This window comes from Dickeya aquatica, from assembly GCF_900095885.1.
GTDB lineage: Bacteria > Pseudomonadota > Gammaproteobacteria > Enterobacterales > Enterobacteriaceae > Dickeya > Dickeya aquatica.
In genome coordinates this window covers 3,767,504-3,791,922 of record NZ_LT615367.1, presented here as the reverse complement: position 1 = coordinate 3,791,922, position 24,419 = coordinate 3,767,504, and the positions used below count along the sequence as shown (strand labels likewise).

Annotated in this window: 21 protein-coding genes; 8 read left to right on the top strand and 13 right to left on the bottom strand. The window is 56.1% G+C overall.

What is annotated here, in order from left to right; genetic code table 11:
• The first annotated feature begins 206 nt into the window (after window positions 1-206).
• Window positions 207-1,391: a dienelactone hydrolase family protein gene (locus DAQ1742_RS17200; RefSeq protein ID WP_035346321.1), complete on the top strand. Its 1,185-nt coding sequence runs from the start codon at window positions 207-209 to the stop codon at window positions 1,389-1,391.
• A gap of 36 nt (window positions 1,392-1,427) precedes the next feature.
• Here the strand turns inward: DAQ1742_RS17200 and DAQ1742_RS17195 are convergent, their stop codons facing one another.
• Window positions 1,428-2,756 carry an MmgE/PrpD family protein gene (locus DAQ1742_RS17195; protein ID WP_035344164.1) on the bottom strand — a complete coding sequence of 443 codons (1,329 nt, stop codon included), beginning with the start codon at window positions 2,754-2,756 and terminating at the stop codon, window positions 1,428-1,430.
• Between the two features lie 733 nt (window positions 2,757-3,489).
• On the opposite strand from DAQ1742_RS17195, the gene acnB reads away from it, so the two are divergent.
• The 3 genes from acnB (at window position 3,490) to DAQ1742_RS17180 (ending at window position 8,461) form a co-directional block, all read left to right on the top strand.
• Window positions 3,490-6,087: a bifunctional aconitate hydratase 2/2-methylisocitrate dehydratase gene (acnB, locus tag DAQ1742_RS17190; RefSeq protein ID WP_071604109.1), complete on the top strand. Its 2,598-nt coding sequence runs from the start codon at window positions 3,490-3,492 to the stop codon at window positions 6,085-6,087.
• 122 nt (window positions 6,088-6,209) lie between these two features.
• Window positions 6,210-6,572 carry a protein YacL gene (yacL, locus tag DAQ1742_RS17185; protein WP_035344161.1) on the top strand — a complete coding sequence of 121 codons (363 nt, stop codon included), beginning with the start codon at window positions 6,210-6,212 and terminating at the stop codon, window positions 6,570-6,572.
• A gap of 281 nt (window positions 6,573-6,853) precedes the next feature.
• Window positions 6,854-8,461: a methyl-accepting chemotaxis protein gene (locus DAQ1742_RS17180; protein ID WP_067487524.1), complete on the top strand. Its 1,608-nt coding sequence runs from the start codon at window positions 6,854-6,856 to the stop codon at window positions 8,459-8,461.
• 112 nt (window positions 8,462-8,573) lie between these two features.
• On the opposite strand, the gene DAQ1742_RS17175 is transcribed toward DAQ1742_RS17180, so the two are convergent.
• From DAQ1742_RS17175 to DAQ1742_RS17150, 6 genes are all read right to left on the bottom strand, one after another.
• Window positions 8,574-9,257, bottom strand: a complete 684-nt coding sequence (locus DAQ1742_RS17175; RefSeq protein ID WP_035344159.1) for an SDR family NAD(P)-dependent oxidoreductase — start codon at window positions 9,255-9,257, stop codon at window positions 8,574-8,576.
• 5 nt (window positions 9,258-9,262) lie between these two features.
• The gene (locus tag DAQ1742_RS17170) at window positions 9,263-9,736 is read right to left on the bottom strand and encodes a YhcH/YjgK/YiaL family protein (protein WP_035344157.1); all 474 of its coding nucleotides are present in this window, start codon (window positions 9,734-9,736) and stop codon (window positions 9,263-9,265) included.
• Between the two features lie 84 nt (window positions 9,737-9,820).
• Window positions 9,821-10,996 (bottom strand): sialidase family protein, encoded by a 1,176-nt coding sequence (locus DAQ1742_RS17165; RefSeq protein WP_035344155.1) that lies wholly within the window; start codon window positions 10,994-10,996, stop codon window positions 9,821-9,823.
• 6 nt (window positions 10,997-11,002) lie between these two features.
• Window positions 11,003-12,424: a sodium:solute symporter family protein gene (locus tag DAQ1742_RS17160; protein ID WP_035344153.1), complete on the bottom strand. Its 1,422-nt coding sequence runs from the start codon at window positions 12,422-12,424 to the stop codon at window positions 11,003-11,005.
• A 37-nt stretch (window positions 12,425-12,461) separates the two neighbouring features.
• Window positions 12,462-13,346, bottom strand: coding sequence for a dihydrodipicolinate synthase family protein (locus tag DAQ1742_RS17155; protein ID WP_035344151.1), 885 nt, complete (start codon window positions 13,344-13,346; stop codon window positions 12,462-12,464).
• A 93-nt stretch (window positions 13,347-13,439) separates the two neighbouring features.
• Window positions 13,440-14,576, bottom strand: a complete 1,137-nt coding sequence (locus DAQ1742_RS17150; protein ID WP_035344149.1) for an iron-containing alcohol dehydrogenase — start codon at window positions 14,574-14,576, stop codon at window positions 13,440-13,442.
• A gap of 221 nt (window positions 14,577-14,797) precedes the next feature.
• Between DAQ1742_RS17150 and dtnK the strand changes: the two genes are divergently transcribed.
• From dtnK to DAQ1742_RS17130, 4 genes are all read left to right on the top strand, one after another.
• On the top strand, window positions 14,798-16,081 hold the full coding sequence (dtnK, locus tag DAQ1742_RS17145; protein ID WP_035344147.1) for a D-threonate kinase: 1,284 nt from the start codon (window positions 14,798-14,800) through the stop codon (window positions 16,079-16,081).
• The gene (locus DAQ1742_RS17140) at window positions 16,074-17,054 is read left to right on the top strand and encodes a D-threonate 4-phosphate dehydrogenase (protein ID WP_035344145.1); all 981 of its coding nucleotides are present in this window, start codon (window positions 16,074-16,076) and stop codon (window positions 17,052-17,054) included. The genes dtnK and DAQ1742_RS17140 overlap by 8 nt, the downstream gene beginning before the upstream one ends.
• A gap of 223 nt (window positions 17,055-17,277) precedes the next feature.
• Complete coding sequence (locus DAQ1742_RS17135) at window positions 17,278-18,096, top strand: DeoR/GlpR family DNA-binding transcription regulator (protein ID WP_035344143.1); 819 nt, start codon at window positions 17,278-17,280, stop codon at window positions 18,094-18,096.
• 185 nt (window positions 18,097-18,281) lie between these two features.
• Window positions 18,282-18,782 carry a VOC family protein gene (locus DAQ1742_RS17130; RefSeq protein ID WP_035344141.1) on the top strand — a complete coding sequence of 167 codons (501 nt, stop codon included), beginning with the start codon at window positions 18,282-18,284 and terminating at the stop codon, window positions 18,780-18,782.
• A 45-nt stretch (window positions 18,783-18,827) separates the two neighbouring features.
• On the opposite strand, the gene DAQ1742_RS17125 is transcribed toward DAQ1742_RS17130, so the two are convergent.
• The 6 genes from DAQ1742_RS17125 to DAQ1742_RS17100 form a co-directional block, all read right to left on the bottom strand.
• Window positions 18,828-19,706 carry a metal ABC transporter substrate-binding protein gene (locus DAQ1742_RS17125; RefSeq protein ID WP_035344138.1) on the bottom strand — a complete coding sequence of 293 codons (879 nt, stop codon included), beginning with the start codon at window positions 19,704-19,706 and terminating at the stop codon, window positions 18,828-18,830.
• A gap of 23 nt (window positions 19,707-19,729) precedes the next feature.
• Window positions 19,730-20,587, bottom strand: a complete 858-nt coding sequence (locus DAQ1742_RS17120) for a metal ABC transporter permease (RefSeq protein ID WP_035344136.1) — start codon at window positions 20,585-20,587, stop codon at window positions 19,730-19,732.
• Window positions 20,584-21,312, bottom strand: coding sequence for a metal ABC transporter ATP-binding protein (locus DAQ1742_RS17115; protein WP_051124122.1), 729 nt, complete (start codon window positions 21,310-21,312; stop codon window positions 20,584-20,586). Before DAQ1742_RS17115 ends, DAQ1742_RS17120 begins: the two co-directional genes overlap by 4 nt.
• A gap of 208 nt (window positions 21,313-21,520) precedes the next feature.
• Window positions 21,521-22,435 (bottom strand): BadF/BadG/BcrA/BcrD ATPase family protein, encoded by a 915-nt coding sequence (locus tag DAQ1742_RS17110; protein ID WP_035344134.1) that lies wholly within the window; start codon window positions 22,433-22,435, stop codon window positions 21,521-21,523.
• Complete coding sequence (locus tag DAQ1742_RS17105) at window positions 22,435-22,992, bottom strand: glucosamine kinase (RefSeq protein WP_035344132.1); 558 nt, start codon at window positions 22,990-22,992, stop codon at window positions 22,435-22,437. The genes DAQ1742_RS17110 and DAQ1742_RS17105 overlap by 1 nt, the downstream gene beginning before the upstream one ends.
• 17 nt (window positions 22,993-23,009) lie before the next feature.
• Window positions 23,010-24,317 (bottom strand): ABC transporter substrate-binding protein, encoded by a 1,308-nt coding sequence (locus DAQ1742_RS17100; protein WP_035344130.1) that lies wholly within the window; start codon window positions 24,315-24,317, stop codon window positions 23,010-23,012.
• Between the last annotated feature and the right edge of the window lie 102 nt (window positions 24,318-24,419).

Genomic DNA, 24,419 nt, shown 5'->3' with positions numbered 1-24,419 from the left:
GCCTGGCGGCGGAGTGCGGTGCTTCTTGCTATTGCGTTGCAGATCCGGCACTGGTTGCCGGATTTTTTTTAATCCCGCTCCCAGAATTCACTTTTCTCCCTGTCCTGCGTTTATCGGGGCTTTACACTTAGCCACCACAAAGGAAACCGCTGGGTATTTAGGGAGATCTCATGACGGTGTGCATGAAAACGTTCATCAGAACGTCCATGAAAAAATTCAGTTTACGTCGTATTCTCAGTGCCTTGATAGCTTGTCTGGTCAGTTTTTCGCTTATGGCTAATGATGCTGCTTACACAACGCGTGCAATCACCGATGACGCGTTGCCCACGTTCTATCCACAACTCAAACAACAGCTTACTTATCCTGACTCCTGGCTGTCCGGGCGTTATCACCATTTTGCCGACTGGCAGAAACACGCCAGACAAGTGGTGCGCTCACAGCTATTGACGCCAGATTCCCGACGCGCTTTTACACCCCAGGTCATTGATAGTCAGGATAGAGGGACGTATGTCGCACAAAAGGTAGCCTTTAACCTCACAGATGAAAGCCGGGTGCCAGGATTACTGTTAGTGCCGAAAACGCCGGGGCCGCATCCGGCGGTGTTGTTACTGCACGATCACGGCGCGAAATTTGACATCGGTAAAGAGAAAATGGTCCGTCCGTGGGGCGATGAGGGCCGTATAGCCTCCGCCACCGCCTGGGCAGAACGCTACTTCTCCGGGCGTTTTGTAGGTGATGAACTGGCCGGGCGAGGGTATGTAGTCTTGGCCGTGGACGCACTGGGATTCGGTGACCGGGGGCCGCTGAAATACGAGCAACAGCAGGCGCTGGCCAGCAATTTCTTTAACCTTGGCCGCTCGCTGGCGGGCCTTGTTGCCTATGAAGATACGCGCGCGCTGGATTTTTTGGCCTCGTTGCCTGACGTTGACCCGAAACGCGTCGGTGTGCTCGGGTTTTCGATGGGAGCGTATCGGGCCTGGCAACTGGCGGCGTTATCCGATAAAGCGGCGGCCAGCGCCGCCATCGCCTGGATGGGCACCTATGAAGGGCTGATGGTGCCTGGCAATAACATTCTGCGCGGTCAGTCATCGTTTTATATGCTGCACCCCGGCTTGCCTGCACATCTTGATTTTCCTGATGTGGCCAGTATTGCCGCTCCGCGCCCGATGCTGTTTTTCAACGGTGGCAAAGACCCTTTGTTTGCTCAACCGGTTGTCGAAGCCGCTTATCAACGCCTGCATCAGGTATGGCAGTCGCAACACGCGCAGGCACAACTGGAAACGCGCATCTGGCCGGAACTGGGACATGTGTTTTATCAGGAACAGCAGGACGCGGTATTTCACTGGCTGGATAGTATGCTGGGTGTGTCAACGGGGCGTTCGGTGCGCTAGCGGGGTGTGCACCGAAACGGCCGGCGACATTGGCGGTTATGACAGCACGTTCACCAGCGCTGATAGTGACCCCGGTGCGGCCAGCAAGCTGGCCTGGCGTATTTGGCTGGCGGGCAGGGTCGGCAGCAGTGCCAGCGTCTGGTCAAGTTTGGCGGTGACATCTGTTCGAATGGCGGCGGTTTGCTGCCAGCTTACTCTGGCGTTCAGGCTGTCTCCCCCTTTTAGCCACAGGCTGACGTCATGAAAACGCGCGTCGGGGTTTAGCTCATCCGGTGGTGCATTCAGGTCAGGCTTTCGGGTGACGGTGCTGGCCAGTGCGGCGATATGCGCGTCAACCGGGCTTTCACTAAAGCGATCCAGGCGTAATTCACCCTTGATGAGTGCCGCTGCAATCACATATTCCAGACTAAAACGCCCCTCAACACCGGTGCGGGCCTGATGGATAAATGGAGCAGCATCACCACCGGGCGGGAAGGAAACGGTGATTCGCTCAACGGATGCGGCTAACTGCTCAAACGGCAGGTTGGTATGCCGCTGCCACTCAGCCCGTAGTTGAAAGGCGGCTTCTGCCGCACTGTGTGTACCGCCACAGGTGGGGTAACGCTTGAAGGTGAGCCCAGGAGAAACAATGCGCCACGGTTTTCCCCAATCGGCTATCAACGCTTCACTGTGATGCTGGCCATCGCCGTGGGCAAGGAGAAAGGCATCCAGCACCGTGTCGTGGTTGCCGTGAAATCCGGCAAATGCCAGTTGAGCAGCACTTAAGCCAGCGCGAGCCGCCAGCCCCGCATGCAGCGGTTTCATGGCTGAACCGAATTGCGCACGCAACCCGGCTGCCTGTGTGGCGGCAATACCGAGCGCATTCGCGGTTTGCCCGGCGGATGCCCGGCAAGCATGGCATACGGCTGCCGCAGCGGCCAACGGGCCAAGCGTGGCGGTGTTATGGTAGCCAAGGCTGTAATGACGCGGCCCGGCGGCCAATCCGAGCCGCCCGGCTGTTTCTATACCGATGACATAGGCGCTGAGAAATGCGGTTTCGGTGAGGGTGCGCTCACTGGCCAGTGCGAACAGGGCTGGCAGAATAACGGTGCTGGGATGCCCGCGGAACCCTGAGTGGAAGTCATCAAAATCGAGAGCGTGACCGGCGTAGCCCAGCAGCAGGCTGCGAGTCTGGCTGTCGCGGCCGCTATACACAGACTTTAGCGGTGTCAGGCCGCTATCGACAACCGCGCCATACCAGACGGGCAGTACGCAGGCGAGAAAATCGATGACGCCCTCACGGGCAAGAGGCAGGGCGTGAGTCTCAGGCTGCGTTGAGACAATAAGATCCGCCAGTTGGCGGGTGAGGCTGGAATGGGCAGACATAGTAATATCGGCTCGGGTCATTTGCAGGTGAATGAAGAAGAAGCACAATGCCGTGAACAGGGCATCAAGTATAGGCCGCAAATCGTATGCGGCATCGGTTGACGATAACGGGGAAACCCTGACGACTCAAGTGAGCCAGACGCAGGGCTTTCTTTCTCATTATCCTTTTCGTTTATGTGGGTTACCCAATGGTTGATTTTCATGTCAACTGCTATGCTGGCCTTTATAGCCCATTTACTGAATTACGGGTTGCGCGGCGAGCGCTGGTGTCCCGATATCGTGCTGGTACAGCGCTGTTAAATGAAAGGTATGAGTACGTTGCGTCAACACGGGAACCGAAAATATAAAAATAACCGTGACGGGCAGCTTATTTATGAAATGTTGCTTTAATGTAAACGAATTAACAATCAGTTTGAACTCTGGTATGCTCGATTAGCTGGACTGGGCCGCTGGTTTTGGCTATTCACGCACAGCTCATTCATCAAGATCGGTAATGATCATAAATCATTTGCGTGGCGGGGCCAGTGTAAACGAATCCAATACCGTTCACTCAAATCGGTGATCGGAGGAGTGACAACCCGGCAAAAACTGATGTTAAAGACTGATGTTAAAGTGGTTTGTCACGGCCCGCAGGGCAGGGTAACAAAAGCCAACGTACCGGCAACGTGAAGTAGGGGAATAACCTGGAACTGAGTGCCGGGCATAATTAGACAATGAGAGCGAGGAGAACGTCGTGCTAGAAGAATATCGCAAGCACGTAGCCGAGCGGGCTGCACAAGGGATCGTACCCAAACCGTTAGAGGCTTCGCAGATGGCGGCATTGGTGGAGTTGCTGAAAAATCCCCCCGCCGGAGAAGAAGAGTTTTTAGTCGATTTGTTAGTCAACCGCGTTCCGCCTGGTGTCGATGAGGCGGCCTACGTCAAAGCCGGTTTCCTGGCTGCCATCACCAAAGGCGAGACGGTTTCTCCTCTCGTCACCCCGGAAAAAGCAACCGAGTTGCTCGGTACTATGCAGGGTGGCTACAACATTCATCCGTTGATTGACGCGTTGGATAACCCGGCGTTGGCCGCAGTTGCAGCGAAAGCGTTGTCTCATACCCTGCTGATGTTTGACAACTTCTATGATGTGGAAGAAAAAGCCAAAGCAGGTAACAGCTATGCGCAACAGGTGGTGAAATCCTGGGCTGATGCTGAATGGTTCCTCTCCCGTGAACAACTGGCTGAAAAAATCACCGTCACCGTATTTAAAGTGACGGGTGAAACTAACACCGATGACCTTTCACCGGCGCAAGATGCCTGGTCACGCCCGGATATTCCGCTGCATGCGCTGGCGATGCTGAAAAATGCCCGTGAAGGTATTGAACCGGATCAACCCGGCGCAGTTGGCCCTATCAAACAGATCGACGCCCTCAACGAGAAAGGCTTTCCACTGGCGTATGTCGGGGATGTGGTCGGGACAGGCTCTTCGCGTAAATCCGCCACTAACTCGGTGCTGTGGTTCATGGGTGAAGATATCCCGAACGTGCCGAATAAGCGTGCGGGCGGCGTAGTGCTGGGCGGCAAGATTGCTCCTATCTTCTTTAACACCATGGAAGATGCCGGTGCATTGCCGATTGAAGTGGATGTCACCAAACTGAATATGGGCGATGTGATTGACATCTACCCGTACAAGGGGGAAGTGCGTCATCACGAAACCAATGAACTGCTGGCGAGTTTTGAGCTGAAAACCGACGTCCTGCTGGATGAAGTCCGTGCCGGTGGTCGTATTCCGCTGATTATCGGCCGTGGTTTGACGGCGAAAGCGCGTGAGTCTCTCGGTTTACCGCACAGTGAGGTATTCCGTCAGGCGAAAGATGTCGCGCTGAGTGAACGCGGCTTCTCGCTGGCGCAGAAAATGGTGGGCCGTGCGTGCGGCGTCACTGGCGTTCGTCCTGGTGCCTATTGTGAACCGAAAATGACGTCAGTCGGCTCGCAAGATACCACCGGCCCGATGACCCGCGACGAGTTGAAAGATTTGGCGTGTCTCGGCTTCTCCGCTGATCTGGTGATGCAGTCATTCTGCCACACCGCAGCCTATCCAAAGCCGGTCGATGTCACGACTCACCATACCCTGCCGGACTTCATCATGAACCGTGGCGGTGTGTCGCTGCGTCCGGGGGATGGTGTTATCCACTCCTGGCTTAACCGCATGCTGCTGCCTGATACCGTTGGCACCGGTGGTGACTCTCATACCCGTTTCCCGATTGGTATCTCTTTTCCGGCTGGCTCTGGTCTGGTGGCGTTTGCCGCTGCAACCGGCGTGATGCCGCTGGATATGCCGGAATCGGTGCTGGTGCGTTTTAAAGGCCAGATGCAACCGGGCATTACCCTGCGTGATCTGGTTCATGCGATCCCGTTCTACGCTATCAAACAAGGCTTGCTGACCGTTGAGAAGAAAGGCAAGAAAAACATCTTCTCCGGGCGCATTCTGGAAATCGAAGGTTTGCCAGACTTGAAAGTCGAGCAGGCGTTTGAACTGACGGATGCCTCGGCTGAACGCTCGGCGGCAGGCTGTACCATCAAGCTGAATAAAGAGCCGATTATCGAGTACCTGAACTCGAATATTGTGCTGCTGAAGTGGATGATTGCTGAAGGTTATGGCGACCGCCGCACGCTGGAGCGCCGTATTCAGGGCATGGAAAAATGGCTGGCAGACCCGCAGTTGCTTGAGGCTGATGCCGATGCGGAATACGCCGCAGTGATCGACATTGATCTTGATGAGATCAAAGAGCCGATTCTGTGTGCGCCGAACGATCCCGATGATGCGCGTTTGCTGTCTGATGTGCAGGGCGACAAGATCGATGAAGTGTTTATCGGCTCTTGTATGACCAACATCGGCCATTTCCGTGCCGCAGGCAAACTGTTGGATCAAAACAAAGGTCAGTTACCAACGCGCCTGTGGGTGGCTCCGCCGACCCGTATGGATGCAGCACAACTGACCGAAGAGGGTTACTACAGCGTATTTGGTAAGAGTGGTGCTCGGGTTGAAATCCCTGGCTGTTCGCTGTGTATGGGTAATCAGGCGCGTGTGGCCGATGGTTCAACTGTCGTTTCCACATCGACCCGTAACTTCCCGAACCGTCTGGGCAATGGGGCTAACGTGTACCTGGCTTCAGCCGAACTGGCCGCTGTGGCAGCCCTGTTAGGGAAGCTGCCAACGCCGCAAGAGTATCAGGCATATATGGCGCAGGTAGATAAAACGGCAGCGGATACCTACCGTTATCTCAACTTTGATCAGTTGCAGCAATACGCTGATAAAGCTGACAAGGTTATCTTCCAGACGGCCGTCTAAATCGCTATAGTTCGTCGTCACAAAGGAAGGGAGGCCGAGAGGTCTCCCTTTTTTGCTCTTTTTACCGCCAGAGTACATTGGCCACCTGCGTAAATGTACCGGTGGAACACAGGAGAACGAACATGGATTATGAATTTTTACGTGATGTGACCGGGCAGGTCGTGGTGCGCATGTCGATGGGGCATGAAGCCGTTGGCCACTGGTTAAATGAAGAAGTCAAAGGTGAACAGGCGGTGCTGGATGAAGTTGAGGCCGCCGTGCGTGAGCTTTCTGGCAGCGAACGCCAGTGGGAGCGTGCCGGTCATGAATACACACTACTGCTGGACAGCGAAGAAGTGATGGTGCGCGCTAACCAACTGGCGTTTGAAACCGACGAGCTGGAAGAGGGCATGAGCTATTACGATGAGGAAAGCCTGTCGCTGTGCGGGCTGGATGATTTTCTGGCGTTGCTGGAGAAATACCGCGCATTTATCGATAAGCGCTAACAGCAACCGTGCATTTTCCTGCGGGCATGACTCGCTGGTGGCAGCCGGTGTTATCTGTGCTGACGGGGTGTAGTGGTCAGGGGGAGCCGGTTGCCAAAATGAGCCACAGAGTGTCGCCGTTGGCCGTGTTATGGCCGTTATATCATTGTCTCCAATCGTATTAATAGCATGAGACGATGTACTGACCTATCGATTACCGCGCTAATTTAACTTAGTATGAAATAAAAATACGACTGAAATGAAAATAAATGGTGATTGATTACGTTGGCACCGGAGGCAGTATGAAAAATACCATGACGGTAAAAAAACAAATTGTTGTTGGCTTTATTATTCCGATTGTCGTTAGTGTTTTGTTGGGCGTGTTGGGGCTACTGACTATTCGTCATATCAGTTCAATATTAACTGAAATTAATGATGAAAACAGCGTGAAGCAATTTTATGCCGTGAACTTGCGTGGCAGTGTGCATGACAGGTCGATTGCGGTGCGTGATTTACTGATCGCCGATAAACAGGAATTGCCTGGCATTGTTAATAATATTAATGAGTTGTCGAGATTTTACCAACAGTCAGATACCCAGCTTGAGGTGATGTTACGCCAATTGGAAGCGACAGAAAAAGAAAAGCAGTTGTATCAGAATATTCAGCGTTCAGACAGTAAAACCCGCGCGATTATTGAGAAACTGATTCGTCTGCAAAGCGAGGGGAAAACGGATGTAGCACGTATTTTATTATTGAATGAAGGGCGAGGTACCTTTGTGCAATGGCTGGCTGATGTGAATGCATTCATTAATGATAAAGCGGCTCAGAATAATCAATTAACGCACTCAGCCAGAGACACAGCCCGATATTTTACGGTGGCGATGCCCGTTATTTTATTGGTGGCCATATTACTGGGTGCATTAGCGATGCTGACAACCCGACGCCGTATTCTTCAGGCATTAGGCGCAGAGCCTGCGGTGTTGCTGGCGATGACCCGGGCGATTGCCTCCGGTAATTTGGCGGTGAAAACGGCCATTGATGAAAAGCAGCAGCACAGTGTGATGGCCGCGATAGAAACGATGCGCCAGTCATTGATAGCGATAGTGGCCAATGTGCTCAATAGCGCCGATGGGGTGACGGCTGCCAGTGAGAACATCAGCAAAAGCAGTGCAGCCTTGTCACAGCGTACCGATACGCAGGCGGCAGCCTTGCAGCAAACGTCCTCGGCGATGGGGCAGGTGTCGGCATCCGTACGGGAGAATGCCGCCAATGCCAGACAGGCCAGCGAGTTATCAGAGAATGCCGCGAATGAAACACATCAGGGCTATCAGCAGGTGAACCAAATTGTCAGTACCATGGAGAGTATTAAACAGCACTCCGACAGTATTTCGTCCATCACCAAAGTGATTGAGGGCATCGCGTTTCAGACCAATATTCTGGCGATTAATGCCGCCGTTGAGGCCGCCCGCGCCGGAGAGGTTGGGCGCGGGTTTTCCGTCGTGGCGGCGGAAATTCGTGCGTTGTCACAGAAAACCACCTCGTCGGCACACGAGATCAAAAAACTCATTGAGGCGTCATCCGGCCAGATCGGTGCCGGGTATAGCGAAATCAGTCGGGCGGCCGAAGCGATGCAGCGAATTAATCAGGCTGTTGATTTATCGAGTGAATTTATCAGTAAAATTGCAGATACCTCGGCGGAGCAATCTGTTGCCACGCAAGAGATAGCGCAGGCGCTTAGCGAAATGGAGCGCTCGACCCAGCAAAATGCGGCGATGGTTGAGCAGACGACGACAGAAACGGCTTATCTGGAAACGCACTCACATCAGCTTAAACAGTCCGTCAGCCAGTTTACCCTTGATGAACATGTGTCGGGTTTAACATCGTCAGGTGCGGTATTGCGTCTGAGATAACGCAGATCATTGTTCAACCTCAGCAATGACAGAAGCCCCGGCCTGGGTGCGAGGCCGGAGCTTGTCGATAAGGCGACGACGTGAACACGGTCTGTTACCGGTCATCACGAAGTCAGAGCGAGGCCCCACCGCAGATGACCAGCTGTTGCCCGGTAATGGCGGATGCCATTGGCGAGAGCAGGTAGGCTACCAGCGAAGCGACTTCCTGTGGCTGGATAAACCGGCCAATCGGTGGCAGCTTCGGCGGCGAACTTTGTCTGCCGGGCTGGTGGAGCATCGGTGTTTCTGTTGCCCCCGGAGCCACGATATTCACGGTAATGCCGCAGGGAGCCAGCTCTGCCGCCCAGCTTCTCACCATGCCAATCATCGCTGACTTGGTGGCAACATATTGGCTGCGTCCGGCGGCTCCGCTGGCTGTGCGGCTGCCTAACAGCACGATGCGCCCGCCCTGCGGCAGTTTACTCACCAGCCGGTCAGCCAGCACCTCAGCTACCTGAATGTGCAGCTTCCACAACTGTGCGCTGTCGGCGTAGTCCAGCTGGCCTAGCCTGGCGGCTTTCATGGCCCCCGCCGCGTGCACCACGGCATCAAGGGCTGGCAGGCTATCGAGCCAGTCAGCGAGTGCCGACAGGTCAGTAATATCCAGTGCGTGATGCGTGAAGTTGGGATGCTGATGCATGCCGGGCTTGCGTGATACACCAATCACTTTCCAGCCTTCTGCCAGCAGGGTCGTGGTAATGGCCGCACCGATACCGGAACTGCTGCCGGTGATCAGCGCCCGTTTCGCGTCTGACATGCGGTTTACTCCTGTGAATGCAGCAGCCCGAGCGGGATTTTGAACACCGCTTTTTTCACCGCAGCCGGTGTGTCATCAATGGCGCACAGTGCCTGATGCGGCTCGCCGGGATAAAACGTGACGAAATCCCCGGCACTGAGCCGGATGGCGTGCGGCACCTGTGGTTGTTCCAGAATAAACAGATCCGGTTTGCGCTCGGTCGCAGGACGATCGCGGGCGTCGTTCAGGTCGTAGCCGATTATCTCTTCGCCTGCCAGAACTAGCTGGATGTCGAGAAAACGGCGGTGAAATTCGGTATGACGCCCGGCTCTCGGGGCGGTGGATACGGTGCCGATGGAGTAGAACCAGTCAACGCCGTCCGGCTGGTATTTGCCTTCCGGCAAGGCGTTTAACTGTGCCAGCGTGAAGCCAGAAAGAATGTGCCACAGCGGTTCGGGTAGCGTTGCCAGCGGCAGATGATTCAGATTACCTGCGATCATAAGCGGTTCCTTAGCAAGTAGGGGAAATGGGCGAGCCAGCGTTTTTCCCTCCCCGCAAGCAGGGGAGGGAGAGGTGGGGCGATATTAACCTTTGACCCACGCTTCGCTGACGCTGACGTACTTAATCGCCTGGCGGAAGTAGGTAAACGCGATGTGCAGCTTGCCATCCGACCCCTGCTTGATACTGGGGTAGGAGAACTCGCGGTTGCGCTTGTCGGTGGAGTTGTTGGTCATGCAATACCCGTCACCCACTTCCAGATTGCGCTGCCACGGCCAGGTTTTCCCGCCGTCTTCGGAAATCGCCAGCGTCATCGGCGCACGCGGCGCGCCCCAGAAGGCGCTGCGACCGGAAGAAACCTCTGGCATTTTGGCGTCGGTTTCTTCTTCATCTTCGATTTCGTCATACAGCGACAGGCGGCGCTCGGTGGCTCCGTCGGCGTTCATGGCATTGAACACCAGCGCCAGATGGCCGTTGTCCAGTGTCGTCACCTGAATCGACGAGTTGTTGTTCGGCAAATCGGTCGCCTCGGGCTCTGACCAGGTTTCGCCGCCGTCGGTGGAGTGGCTGCGGTAGATGAAATCGGCCCAGCGGCTGCGGAACAGCGCCAGCAGGGTGCCATCCTTGAGCAGGGTGATGTTCATGTGCACGCAGCCGGTGCTGTTCGGCACCACCGACTCACGCCAGGTTTGCCCGCGATCGCTTGAAATCTTCACCGCGCTGATGTCATCGTTGCCGACCCATTTTTCACCCGGCTGAATGCGGCAGTAGAATACCGGCAGCAGCCAGTCGCCGTTGGGCAGCACGGTAATCGGCTGGCGGATAAAAGTGCCGGGCTGCTCCAGCAGTACGCCGATTTCGCCCCAGGTGTAGCCTTGATCCAGCGACTGGCGGTAACGCACGATGGCGGTGTCCTGATTGCCGGATTTCTGCGCGGTGTACAGTAACCACAGTACGCCGTCCGGTGCCAGAAACAGCACCGGGTTCTGTTCGGAGCGGGTCGGGTCGTCGGAGAGCTTGACGGCGGGCGTCCATTGCTCGCTGCCTTTCACCAGCCGCGACAGATAAATCGAGATGTCAGACACCCCTTCCTGCGTGCCACCGAACCAGACGCACAGCACATCGCCATTGGGCAGATGCAGCAGGTTGGCGGCATGATTCTGCGGACATTCTGACGGAATGTAGGCATCAAGACGTTGGTTGTCAGCGTCAGCCGGGCGCACCAGGCCGTCACGTTCAATGGTAATAGTTTCGGTCGTCATGACTACTTAGGCTCCAGAATGGGGGACGGAAGATTGAGTTTGCGCTTTGGCTTTGGCGGCTTTGTTGGGGATCAAGCGGTCAAGCGCCATCACTATCGCCGGGGTTACCAGCGCGATGTACATGTTGTCGATGCCAAATGGGTTACCCATGATGTACCACACGGATGTCACCACACACGACAAGATCAAACCGGCGTTGACACCACGGGAACTGCTAAAGAACGGCAGGTAGAAGGCAACCATCGCCACCACGGAAATCGACAGGCGGATAGCACGGGTGAAGAACGACAGTTTCAGCACTTCCGGCACCAGCAGCACGAACACCAGCGGCAGGAAACCGATGATGAGCGAGAACACGCGCGTCATCTTGAACTCTTTTTCTGGCGTCGGTTTGCAGTACGGCACGTAGAAATCTTTCACGATAAGAGATGCAATCGCCAGTGCCACGGTACTGACACTAATGAAGATGGACGCGACCAGTGAGGTAGTCACGAGCCCTGCCAGCCACGGATTCATGTCCTGCAAGAAGATAGGCAGGGCGTACAGGCTCTTGATTTCCGGGTGGACGAATTTGGCGGCGACACCGATGATGGCAATCGCAATGGCGATAGGCATACAGAACAGGAATGCAATCCAGGTGGCGCGCTTGGCGGATTTTTCATCCCTGGTGGACGCGATAGCCTGAATCACAAACTGGGTACAGAAAATCGAGCCGATAGTGCCGATAAGCCATGCACCGATGGTACTGGCCCCGATGCTGCCATCCCAGGTCCAGTAGAATTCCGGCATTTTCTCAACCATCGGCGTGATGCCGCCGGTCATTTTCAGCGCCACGAACAGAATGATCATCACCCCAACGTATTTCAGGCCGCTGTGGATAAGCGTGACATAGGCAACGCCTTTGATGCCGCCGAAGTAGAAATAGAAGGTACTGACGATAGCGGTAATCAGCGCCGCCACCGGCAGGCTCACTTTCAGCACCGTAGAAATGGCCGCCGCGCCGCTGACGTAGTTACCCACGTTAACCAGCAACAGTGCGTAGATCATGATGATGGAAATGATGTTTTTGGTGGTGTTGCCGTAGCGCTCGGCAATCGCCCCCGAAATGGTGATTTTCCCGGTGTTATAGATCTTCTTCACCAGAATCATGCCAAACAGCAGGAAGCCGATGGCCGCGCCAATCACCGACCAGGAGGCGGCGATACCGCTCTCAAAGGCGGCCTGTGAGGTGCCGACGGTCGATTTGGCACCGATAAACTCCGTCATCAGCAGTACGCCGACGATAAACGCGGGCAGTGAGCGTGAGCCTTCCATAAATTCCGAGTTGGACTTACTGCGCAGGCGCAGCGTCAGCCAGGAGGTAAAGGCAATGTAAAACACAATTATCCCAACGATGATAAGTGTGTCAGTCAGATCAAAATGGTTCATGGTTTTCGATCCTGTAGGAGTAAGGGTAAGTGTTCATTCATTCAGCGAATGGTTGAATAATTTGACGAATGGTGTCTTCGTCTTGTGCTGAGAACTGGATAGGATAACGGCTGACGCCAACATCCTGCCCCATCAGCACCAGCGCCTTTTTCACCACCGCCGGTGAAAATGCCACCGCATAAAGCGTTTTGCGCAGATCGCTCACCTGCTCCTGCGCCTGACGGGAACCCTCGATGTCACCGGCGTGGAAACGGTGCCAGATTTCGCTAATGGCGCGTGGCGCGACGTTGGCAAGACCAGAAATACACGCGGAGCAGCCATCGACAAACCCTTGATGAATCAGCGAGTCCGGCCCGTTGAGCACATCGCAGTTCGGCATATCTTTCACCGCGCTCAGGAAACCGCTCAGGCTTTCGTAGCTGCCGGCGCTGTCCTTGATGCCAATAATGTTCGGGTGCTCAGCCAGCACGCGCACCGTTTCAGGTTGCAGCGTATTGCCGGTGCGGGCCGGAATGTTGTACATGAACACCGGCACCGGCAGGGCATCGGCCACTTCACGGTAGTGGGCGATCAGTTCGCTTTGTTTGAGCGGCACGAAATACGGCGTGATCACGGAAACGGCATCCACGCCCAGCGCGGCGATGCGTTTGCCGAGCTTGATGGTTTCACGGGTGGAGATTTCACCGATGTGTGCCACGACAGGCACTTTTCCGGCGGCTTCATCCACGCAGGTTTCGGTGACGGCAACTTTCTCGTCGGTGTGCAACACAAAGAATTCACCGTTGGTGCCGTTACAGAAAATGCCGTTGCCGTAACGCATCTGGCGTTGAACCTGCTGGCGCAGGGCGGTGGGGCTAAATTCCCCCTGATGGTCAAAGGGCGTGACGATCGCTGTCAGAACGCCTTTAATGGGTTTACTCATTGTTATGCCTCGTTATTCATCAACCGTTATGTATCAACTGTTATGTATCAAAATCGTTGTTTGCGAACCTGCTGACGTTGGCGTGCTACAGGATTAAAACAGCGTTGAATAGATGGCGTGCACATCGTCAGCCAGCACCGCTGTCGGGACATTTTTCATCAGTCGCTGCACTTGCAAGGCGGAATCCACCAGATAGGGCAAGTCATCCCGGCTGATGCCTAACTGTTGCAGCGATGAGGGGAGGTTCAGCCGCTTCACCAGGGCACTGAAGTAATCGACCAGTGCCTCGGCTTTCTGTTCCTGGGTGAGCGTGGCATCGGCATTCGGCAGCAGGTCGTAGGCTTGTGCGAATTTTTCCGCTGCCGCATGTTGCACAAAGCGCATGCAAGGAGCCAATAAAATGGCGTTCGCCACCCCGTGTGGAATGTGGTATTTGCCGCCTAACGGGTAAGACATGGCATGAACCAGATGAGTACCGGCATGAGCGATGGCGGCCCCGCCATAATAGGACGCCCACAGCATGTTCAGGCGCGCTTCCAGGTTTTCCGGCTCACTGACGGCGGTTTCAATACTGGCGAACAGCTTTTTCATGCCCATCAGCGCATAGTTGTCGGCTACCGGGTTGGCAATGGTAGCGGTAAAACATTCAATCAGATGGCAGAGCGCATCAATGCCGGTAGAGGCCGCAATGTGTGCCGGCATACTGGTGGTCAGCTCCGGTATCAGCGCGACGTAATCAGGCAGCATCACCGGGGTAATAATGCCCACTTTGGTTTCTTTCTCCGGGATCGCCAGAATCGCATTTGGCGTGGCCTCAGAACCGGTGCCCGCGGTGGTCGGGATCAACAGCGATGTTACCCGGCGCGTGGGTTTGCGGCCTTCCAGCAGGCTCTCAAGCGTAATGCCCTCTTCCCCGGCACACAGCACGGACAGCAGTTTGGCCACATCCAGCACACTACCGCCACCAACGCCCACCACCAGATCAGGCCGTGCCTCAGGCAGGTGTTGCAGCAGTGCTGCTACGTCATGCTGGCTTGGCTCTGCCGGTACGTTATCTATCACCGTCAGTTGCGGCACGCCGGTTTGCAGTTGTGTCATCAGTGCCTGTACGCCACTTAGCCCGATGATGTTCTTGTCAGTGACCAGTAACACCTGTTGCTTGCCGTGCAGCAGGTAGCTGAGATCCCCGAGTGCCTGATAACCGCTGATAAGAGTGCTGTTGATATTCATACGATGACCTTGTCTTGTCGCTTTTTCACTGTGATGTCAGTGGGATGTGAGTGATTTATTTCAATCACAACCTGGATTTTTGATGGAAATAAATCGGTTTCCTGCATTGTGTGGCTAATTTATAGGTGAAATTGGTTTTGAATAATTTGATATTGCTCACATATAATCAATCGTGATTCAATATAATCAATTTAAGGTTATCGAACGGATGGAGAGCGAGTATGCCTGAGCGGCGTGAACTCACCCAGGTCTTCGTGGTGGCAGATGATTTTACCGGTGCCAATGACGCCGGTGTCGGGCTGGCACTTAAAGGGGCGCGTGTCAGTGTGCTGTTTGATGCAGTGCAATGGCGTAGCGCACCACCGTGTGACGCGTGGGTCGTCAATACCGACAGCCGTGCGCTGCCTGCGCCGATTGCCGCAGAACGCACGGCTCAGGCGGTGGCGGCTTTTCGGCTGCAGGGCGCAGAGGGCTGGATAGTAAAAAAAGTTGATTCCACCTTACGCGGCAACCTGGGGGCAGAAATTGAAGCCGCACTGAATGCGGCTGATTTGTCGCTGGCGCTGATTGCACCTGCGGCACCCGCGCTTGGCCGCATCACCCGCGACGGCCAGGTATGGGTGAATGGCACGTTAGTGACGGACAGCGAGTTCGCCAGCGACCCGAAAACACCAGTGCGCTCGGCCTCGGTGAGCGTCTGTCTGGCGGCGCAAACGGTATTGCCACAGGCAAGCCTGTCGCTGGCGCAGATCCGTCACGGTGACTTGAGTGCAACGCTGCAACAGTTGGCGACACAGGGAACCCGGTTGGTGATTCTGGATGCAGAACACCCCGAAGACCTTGACCGGATTGTCAGCGCGGCGGCCCAACTGGCAGAAAAGCCGTTGCTGGTTGGTTCCGCCGGGTTGAGTGATGCCCTGGCGCGGCACCTGACATTGTCGGCTCCCTGCCGTGCGTTGCTGGCGGTGGTCGGCTCAATGAGCGAAATCGCTCAGTTACAGATTCATGCAGCCAGCCAGCGGGCTGATGTCACCGTGCTGGCGGTGGATATCGACGCTTTACTGGCCGGTGACGGGGCGCTGGCTCAGACCGCAGCGCAGGCAGCGGCGTTACTGGCTCGCGGTCAGCACTGCATTGTGCGTACCTGCCATGACGACAATCAGCGTTTTGAGATAGCGCGCTTGTGCCAGCGCTACGCCATGAGCCGACAGCAATTGGGGGAAACCATCAGTCAGCGGCTCGGTGAGCTGACACGACAGACAGTGCAGCAGCAACGACCAGGTGGGCTCTATTTATCGGGTGGGGATATTGCGATAGCGGCGGCCAGTACGCTGCAAGCCAGTGGATTTCGCATTCTGGGGCAGATTGCCGGTTGTGTTCCCTGGGGGCACCTGCAAGACAGCCTGGTGGGAGATATCCCTGTGATGACGAAAGCGGGCGGGTTTGGCGATGACGCCACCCTGCTACATGTTTTGCGTTTTATTGAGGAGAGTGCGTGTGAGTAAAATAATTGCGGTAACGATGGGCGACCCGGCAGGTATTGGCCCGGAAATCATCATTAAGTCGCTGGCTGAAGGCGAATTGTCTGGTGCACCGGTGGTGGTGGTGGGGTGTATACAAACGCTGCGCCGTATTCTGGCACTGGGGATTGTGCCGCAGGTGGAGCTCAATGAAATCGCGCGTCCTGCCGACGCCCGTTTCGCTCCCGGCGTTGTCAATGTTATCAATGAGCCGCTGGCCGAGCCTGAGAGCCTCAGGCAAGGTGTGGTGCAGGCGCAGGCCGGTGATTTGGCCTACCGTTGTATCAAACGTGCAACCGCGCTGGCGATGGCCGGCGAAGTGCATGCTATCGCTACCGCACCACTTAACAAAGAAGCGTTGCACTCAGCCGGGCATCTCTATCCGGGGCATACCGAGCTGCTGGCCAAGCTGACCAACAGCCGCGACTACGCCATGGTGCTCTATACCGATAAGCTGAAAGTGATTCATGTCACCACCCATATTGCCTTGCGCAAATTTCTGGATACGCTCAACCGCGACCGTGTGGAAACCGTGATTGCGATGGCCGATACCTTCCTTAAGCGTGTGGGCTATCAGGCACCGCGTATCGCCGTGGCCGGGGTCAACCCGCATGCCGGTGAGAACGGTCTGTTTGGTGATGAAGAGATTAACATTGTCGGCCCGTCTGTCGAGGCGATGAAAGCCAAAGGCATTGACGCTTACGGCCCGTGCCCGCCGGATACGGTCTACCTACAGGCCTATGAAGGGCAATATGACATGGTGGTGGCGATGTATCACGATCAAGGGCATATTCCGCTCAAACTGCTGGGCTTTTATGATGGCGTGAATATCACCGCCGGGCTGCCGTTTATTCGCACCTCGGCCGATCACGGCACCGCATTTGATATCGCCTGGACAGGGAAAGCGAAGCCTGAGAGCATGGCCGTTTCGATTAAACTGGCGATGCAATTGGCCTGATTGGTTTGATAACGTTGGCCTGATAGCCCTGCGCGTTTGCACGCCAGAGGACGTGTTCGGTGAGTGAGCGGGCCTGCTTTTTGCCTGATTGTCTTTTTGTGAAGGGAAAAGGAGCAGGCCTGACGCGCTGATGGCATAATACGATATTGTGCCATCAGCGATTGGTGCAGGTGGTAATCAGGCAGTAATACCGTGATAAAGCAGCAACGCTGTTGAATAGGGTGTGGGGCATAGATTGACTGATACATTGCGTGTAACCGGAGAGCGAGTGAGAGGGCAAAGCCGGCTTGATCAAATTCTGGATTATCTGAAAAGTCACAATCTGGTGACGGTGGATGAGCTGGTTACGGTCATTGATGCTTCACCTGCGACTATCCGCCGCGATTTGATAAAACTCGACGAGCAGGGTGTTATCAGCCGCAGTCACGGCGGGGTCACGCTCAACCGTTTTATTCCTTCCCAGCCCACTACCAATGAAAAATTGCAGCGTAGTCTCGCGGAGAAGCAGGCGATTGCCCGGCAGGCGGCAACGCTGGTCAAAGCGGGTAATGCGGTGGTGCTGGATGCCGGCACCACCATGCTGGAGCTGGCACGTAACCTGACGCACCTGCCGCTGCGCGTGATCACCGCCGATTTGCAAATCGCGCTGTTTTTATGCGAATTCAAGCAAATTGAGGTGACGATTATCGGCGGGCGCATTGATGACAGCAGCCAGTCTTGCATCGGTGAGCATGGCCGCCGCCTGTTACGCAGCGTCTACCCCGATATTGCCTTTATCAGCTGTAACTCGTGGAGCCTGGAGAAGGGCATTACCACGCCTACCGAAGAAAAAGCCGGGATCAAACAAGATCTCGGGGCCAATGCCAGTCGCCGCGTGTTGCTGGCTGACAGCAGTAAATACGGTGCCTACTCGCTGTTTTGCGTCTCGCCGTTATCTGAACTGACCGATATCATCACCGACAGCAGCTTGCCCGCGGAAGTGGAGCGCCAGTTGCGCGCACAACCGCTGGAGCTACAGCTTGTGACGGTCGCAGGCCGCTGACCGGCGGCCTTTTTGCCAGAATCGTCTTCTTTTTTTCTTCTTTTTACTGCCTGTTTCCCCTGCGGGTTTGTCCTGCCTGCCAGCTTATGCATCTGGCGAGGTTAGCTGCCTGAAATCCGTATATGTCGTGCAACGCGCCTGTGTCAGGATGGTGTTTTACCCCATCAAGCCACAAGGAGATGAGCATGGGAATTACCCGTTTGAATCATGCTGTGTTGTATGTATCGGATGTGGAAAAAAGCACCGAATTTTACCGCGATATTCTTGGTTTTCGCCCCAAATCACACGGCCGTCAGGCGGTGTTCACCCAGGCTGCCGAGTCACAAAACGATCATGACCTGGCGCTGTTTGCCAAAAATCAGGGGCAGCAGCGGGCGGGGGTATTTCGTGCGCGCGGCGAGCAACCGGGCGAGCATGAGCCGCCTGCCGGGCTTTACCATCTGGCCTGGGAAGTGGACTCGCTCCATGAGCTAAAACGCATTCGTGACCGGCTGGAACAAGAGGGCCGGTTAGGGCTGGAGGAAGATCACGGTGTGCACAAAAGTGTCTATGGTCATGACCCGGACGGCCTGCTGTTTGAAATCACCTGGTTTATCCCGTCCGATCAACTCACTCAGGATGACCGTGCGGCAAGCGGTGTCCGGCCGCTGGATTTTGCGCGCGAACTGACGCGGTTTGGCGAATAAAGAGGCCCGCTTGCCGGTGTGAACGGGCAAGCGGGTTCAGGAGAGTTATTTCATCCCGGCGGCAAGGGTGTCCACATTGTGCTTAAAGGCGGCGGTATAGGTGGCGGCCGGGCCACTGGCATCGGTCAGCGCTTCCGGGTACAGTTCACCGCCGGGCTGCGCGCCGCTGGCATCGGCTATCTGTTTGACCAGCCGAGGGTCAGTCTGGTTTTCGATGAAATAGAGCTTAACCTGCTCCTGTTTTATCTGGGTGATGAGCTTGGCTACGGTTTTGCTGCTGGCCTGTGATTCGGTGGAGTAGCCCACCGGCGAGAGGAAATGCACGCCGTAAGCGGCGGCAAAGTACCCGAAAGCATCGTGGCTGGTCAGCACTTTGCGTTTTTCCTTCGGGATGGCAGTGAAGGTCTGGGTGGCGTAATCATCCAACTGTTGTAACTGCTGGATGTAGCGCTCGCCCTGCTGGCGATAGTCCTGGGCGTGTTGCGGGTCTGCCTTGGCCAGCGCCGCTGCGATATTGCGGGCGTAGACGATACCGTTTTTCATGCTGTTCCAGGCATGCGGGTCAGTGACGGTTTTGCCGTCTTCTTCCATCTTCAGCGTCTTAATGTCGTGGCTTGCCGTGACCACCTCGCCTTTGTAACCGGAGGCTTTAATCAGGCGATCCAGCCAGCCTTCCAGCCCTAATCCGTTAACGAACACCACATCGGCCTGCGACAGGGTTTTGCTGTCTTTGGGCGACGGTTCAAATTCATGCGGGTCACCGTTGGGTTTCACCAGCATCGTCACCTTGACGTGCTGACCACCAATCTGGCTGACCATATCCCCCAGCACAGAAAAACTGGCGACCACATTCAGCTCTTTTGCCATGGCCAGCGGGCTTAACAGCAGGCCGGCCAGCAGGACAGTCAATACAGAACGTTTCATTTCTCTTCCCTCTCAATACGTTGTTATGAGCGGCCGGTGCGCAACATGCCGCCATTAGGACCAAACAGAACCGAAAAACAGAACAACAGCGTGGTGGTGAGGATCACCGCCGGGCCGGCAGGCAAATCGGCATAGTAAGACCAGATAAGCCCGACCAGGCTGGCGGTGGCACCGATAGCAACGGCGATTGCCAGCATCACCGGCAGACGGCAACTCCAGAAGCGGGCACAGGCAGCCGGCAGCATCATCATGCCGACGGCCATCAGCGTGCCAAGAAGCTGAAAACCGGCCACCAGATTCAGCACCACCAGTGACAGAAAGACTCCGTGGATAAGCGCGCGCGCGCGGTGTGACAGCATGCGCATAAAGGTGACATCAAACGATTCAATCACCAGTGCGCGGTAGATAACCGCCAGTATCAGCACCGAGGCGGAACTGATAACGCCGATGGTGATAAGGGCCTCGGCATCAATCGCCAGTATTGAACCAAACAGCACATGCAGCAGGTCAACGCTTGAGCCGCGCAGCGACACCAGCGTGACGCCGAGTGCCAGTGAGCCGAGGTAAAACCCGGCAAAACTGGCATCTTCTTTCAGCTCGGTATGGCGGCTCACCACACCTGAAAGCATGGCGACCGACAGCCCGGCAATAAAACCGCCGATGCCCATTGCAAGTAGCGACATGCCTGAAATCAGGTAGCCGATAGCGACACCGGGCAACACTGCATGAGAGAGCGCATCGCCAATCAGGCTCATGCGGCGTAACAGCAAAAAGCAGCCGAGCGGCGCGGCACTGAGCGTTAACGCCAGGCAACCGACCAGTGCGCGGCGCATGAAGCCAAAGTCGCTAAACGGTGTGGTCAGCAGGTCAAACAGCATCATGTCACCTGCCTTAGCACTGGCTGTTTGGCTCGTATCGGGTGGTGTGCGCCTGTGGCATCCGCAGTATGGCTTTCAGCCAAAATCGACCGGCAATCGCCCCAGCGGTGGCCTGCCGGGTGCAGCATTAACACCTGGGGAAAGTGTGCCCGTACCTGCTCAAGGTCGTGCAGCACCGCCAAAATGGTGCGACCTTGTTGATGCAAGTGTCGGATGGTCGCCAGCAGCAACTGCGTGGTGTGTTCATCAATGCCGGTAAAGGGTTCATCGAGCAGAATCACCGGCGATTGCATCACCAGCAGTCTGGCAAACAGCACCCGTTGCAGTTGGCCGCCCGAGAGTGTGCCGATAGGTGCGTGCGCGGCATCAGCCATGCCGACGGTATCAAGGGCTTCCTGCGCGTGTTTGCGCCACTGGCCACTAATGCGGCCGAACAGGCCACAGTGCGGTACACACCCCATCAGCACCAGATCGCTGACACTGAGTGGAAACTGGCGGTCGAACTCGCTGAGTTGCGGCAGATAACCGAGCGGGCGGCGCTCACCCGGAGCCATACAGAAATGGCCTGCCAGTGCAGGCAGCAGCCCCGCCAGTGTTTTCAGCAGGGTGGATTTGCCTGAGCCGTTGGCACCGACAATCGCCGTCAGCGAACCGCTGTCAAAGCAGCCATCAAGCGTACCCAGCGGCTGGCCGGGATAACCGAACGTCAGTGAATGCAGTGCAATCATGCCAGTGCCACCGCCCAGCCAATGAGTCCCCACAGTAATAACAGCAACATGCCGACCAGCCCCAGACGGGCAACGGCAGAAAATGCGTAAAGACTGGCCACAGTATCCTCCGATTAATTGTCATATGTTATAACATAACAATCATCAGCGGGAGGATCAGAAGTAAAAAAGTGTGTCTGGATAACATGTGTTTTGGCGGGGAGCGGTGTCAGCGGGCCGCTGAATCTGACTCAGGGTAGAGCGCGTAGCCATGCAAGGCGATAAGCCGTGCGCCGTCCAGCGCGTCACCGCCGGGGGGCGATAAACGCTGTTGCCACGCTGGCGATAGCCAGGGTTGAATGTGCAGGCCGATACTGCCCATCAGCGACAGGCGGGGCAGCGCATGGCGCGACACCGCCGCCAGCAGCGCTTCAATTTCGCGGGCGGTGTGGTGCAGCAGCGCGGTGGCCTGCGCATCACCCTGACGGGCGCAGTCAAACACTGCAGGGGCGAAGCGGGCATAATCTCCCGGCTGGGCCTGTTGGAGCCACTGTTCTGCATCCTGTTGATTGTCAAAGGGGAGGGCGTGTTGTTGACTGAGCGCAGACGGTGCCGCCCAGCCCTGTCTGACTCCCCACAAGTATTGCAATGCCGCAAGGCCGAGGCGCGCTCCACTGCCCTGATCGGAGATGGGAAATTCGTGACCGCCATAAGCCGTGATGGTGCGCTGTTGCCAGACCAGTGCGCACGAGCCGGTGCCGGCAATCACTACCCCGGCCTCGTCACCCCGGTTCACCGCCAGACAAGCGCCCAGTGCATCAGTATTCAGCACTTGTGAGGCATAGCCGTGCGGCAGCGCCAGGAAAGCCTGATAGGCGCTGCGATGCTCGGCACCCGCCAGCGCCAGCCCGACGTGCAGGCGCGCGGCATCTTTCACACTCAGGCCACTGTGCAGCAGTGCCTGATGCAGCGCGTCATCCACCGACTGGCGGACAGATGTGACGCCAAGCAGCAGATTGGCGCGACCGCCAGCGCCCTGACCGAGCGGCGTGCCATCGGCGCGATAAAGGCGCGCCCGGCAGCCGGTGCCACCGCCGTCTACTCCGGCATACAGCGGTGCGAGTGCGTTATCAATGTGACTCATCAACATGCTTCCCTGTGGCTTTCGTCACCCAGTACCGCCAGACAGGCGGTACACAGCGGCCCGCTAAGCCAGACTTGTTCGGCCTGTTGCGCACGCGCGACATGCAGCAACGCCCACAGTTCCTGAGCCGCGCGACTGAGCAATGGTTGGGCGAGCGGGTCATCGGGGTGAGCCAACATGTCTGCTGTCAGTGCCGCATAGTCAGCGGCCTGCGCCCGTTTTGACCAGTCCACCACCTGTTCGATGTGGCCTGAAAAGCGCGTAAACAGCTGGCTTGCCAGCGGGGTGAGCGGGGTGATGCCTTCGGCTGCCTGCAACATGGCCTGTACCCCCCACAACCCCAGACGAGCCAGGCTCGCCGGGTCGCCCAGCGGAAACAGGCCGCCGCCATAGCAGTGCAGCTTGCCCGGCTGCCAGTACAACAGCCGGGTGAACGTGCCGCTTACCAGCAACCAGCGCGGTGTGTCCGGCCAGTGCTGCTGGCATTGTTCATGTTCTGCCTGCCGGTCAAACGGGGTGTCACCGTCAATCGGCACGGGCATTAGCGCAAGTTTCATCCCGGCATGACTCCCGGTTATTGGGTTTTTTGCTGTTGACGGTTGCTGGTGATGGTCTGGTTGAGCCGTTTCACGTCGTTTTCCGTCAGGCGCAGGTACTCGTCATACGACACCTGATTGTTCAGGTATTGCGTAAAGCGGGTCAGGATAATCGGGTAGAGTTCACTGCCGCCGAAGCTCTCCATTTTTTCCCAGTCGAACACATACGCCGGGATGTTGGCAATCTCGCCCCGGGCGGTGTTGAGCCCGTCTGTCACATGCTGATCTTTGGTCTGGTAATTCAGGCTGGCGATATCCGCGCCGACAATAATGTTAAAGTGTTCGGCAATTTCACGCTGGATGGCCTCGCTGCCCAGCCACTCCATGAATTCCGCCACTTCTTTCGGGTGCTTACTGGTTTTAAACGGCATGATGAAGGTGGCCCCGCCCATTGAAATACATTTCTCTTTGCAGGGGGCTGGCAGCATTTTCCAGTCAAACCCGTTGCCGATTTGCTTACTGAACTGGTTTAACTGCCAGTTACCAGAGAAGTAAGTGACGATGTTGCCGTTCACAAAGTCATCCGCCATGCTTTTGTACTGCCCGCCACCGGCTGCACCCCACATTTCACGCGGGAAAATCCCTTCGTCTGACCAGCGTTTCAGGTCTTTTATCCAGGCCTGAGCCGCCGCATCGGGGAAGGTTATCTGGCCGTCTTTATCATAGCGAGCGCCGTAGGAGTAAGCCGGGCCGGAGAAGCGAAAACCACTGCGATCGATGGTAAAGGGGATCGCCACGCCGGTTTTTTCCGCCACTTTCTTTGAGGCCTGCATCAGTTGTTCCATGGTGTAACCCGGCTGCGGCAACGGCACGCCTGCCTGCTGGAACAAGGTGGCATTGACGAAGGGTAAATCCGCCGTCCATGAAGCGACAAAGCCCGGTAGAGCGTTATCTTTATGCACGCCTTTGATACGCATGATTTTTTCAATGCCCGCGCCGTAACGCTTTTCAAATCCGGCAGCGTCCGTCAGATAAGGTCGCAAATCGAGTGTGTAAGACAGCAGGCCCATTTGGGTGGTTTTGGCAATATCCGGGCCCAGGCCGGCGGCCAGTTGCATCGGTAATTGGGTTTGCAGCGCGTTATACCCGGTGCTGACAAAATTCACGTCAATATGATCGTTATTTTGTGAAAACGATTTAACTTTCTGCTCCATAAAATGAACCAGCTCTGGATCGTCGTCACTGTATAAAAAAGTAATTTGTGTTTTGGCGGCGATAGCGCTGCTGCTGGCGAGCGCACCCAGCGTCATGAAGGAAAATAACAGCGCATGTTGATAGCGATTCATAAACCCCTTCCTTCCAAAATAGGTAGCGCCGGTAAATACCCATTACCACATCACGCTGGGTATATTTTACGGCATGTCTGATGCATGAATGCAAATTTGCAC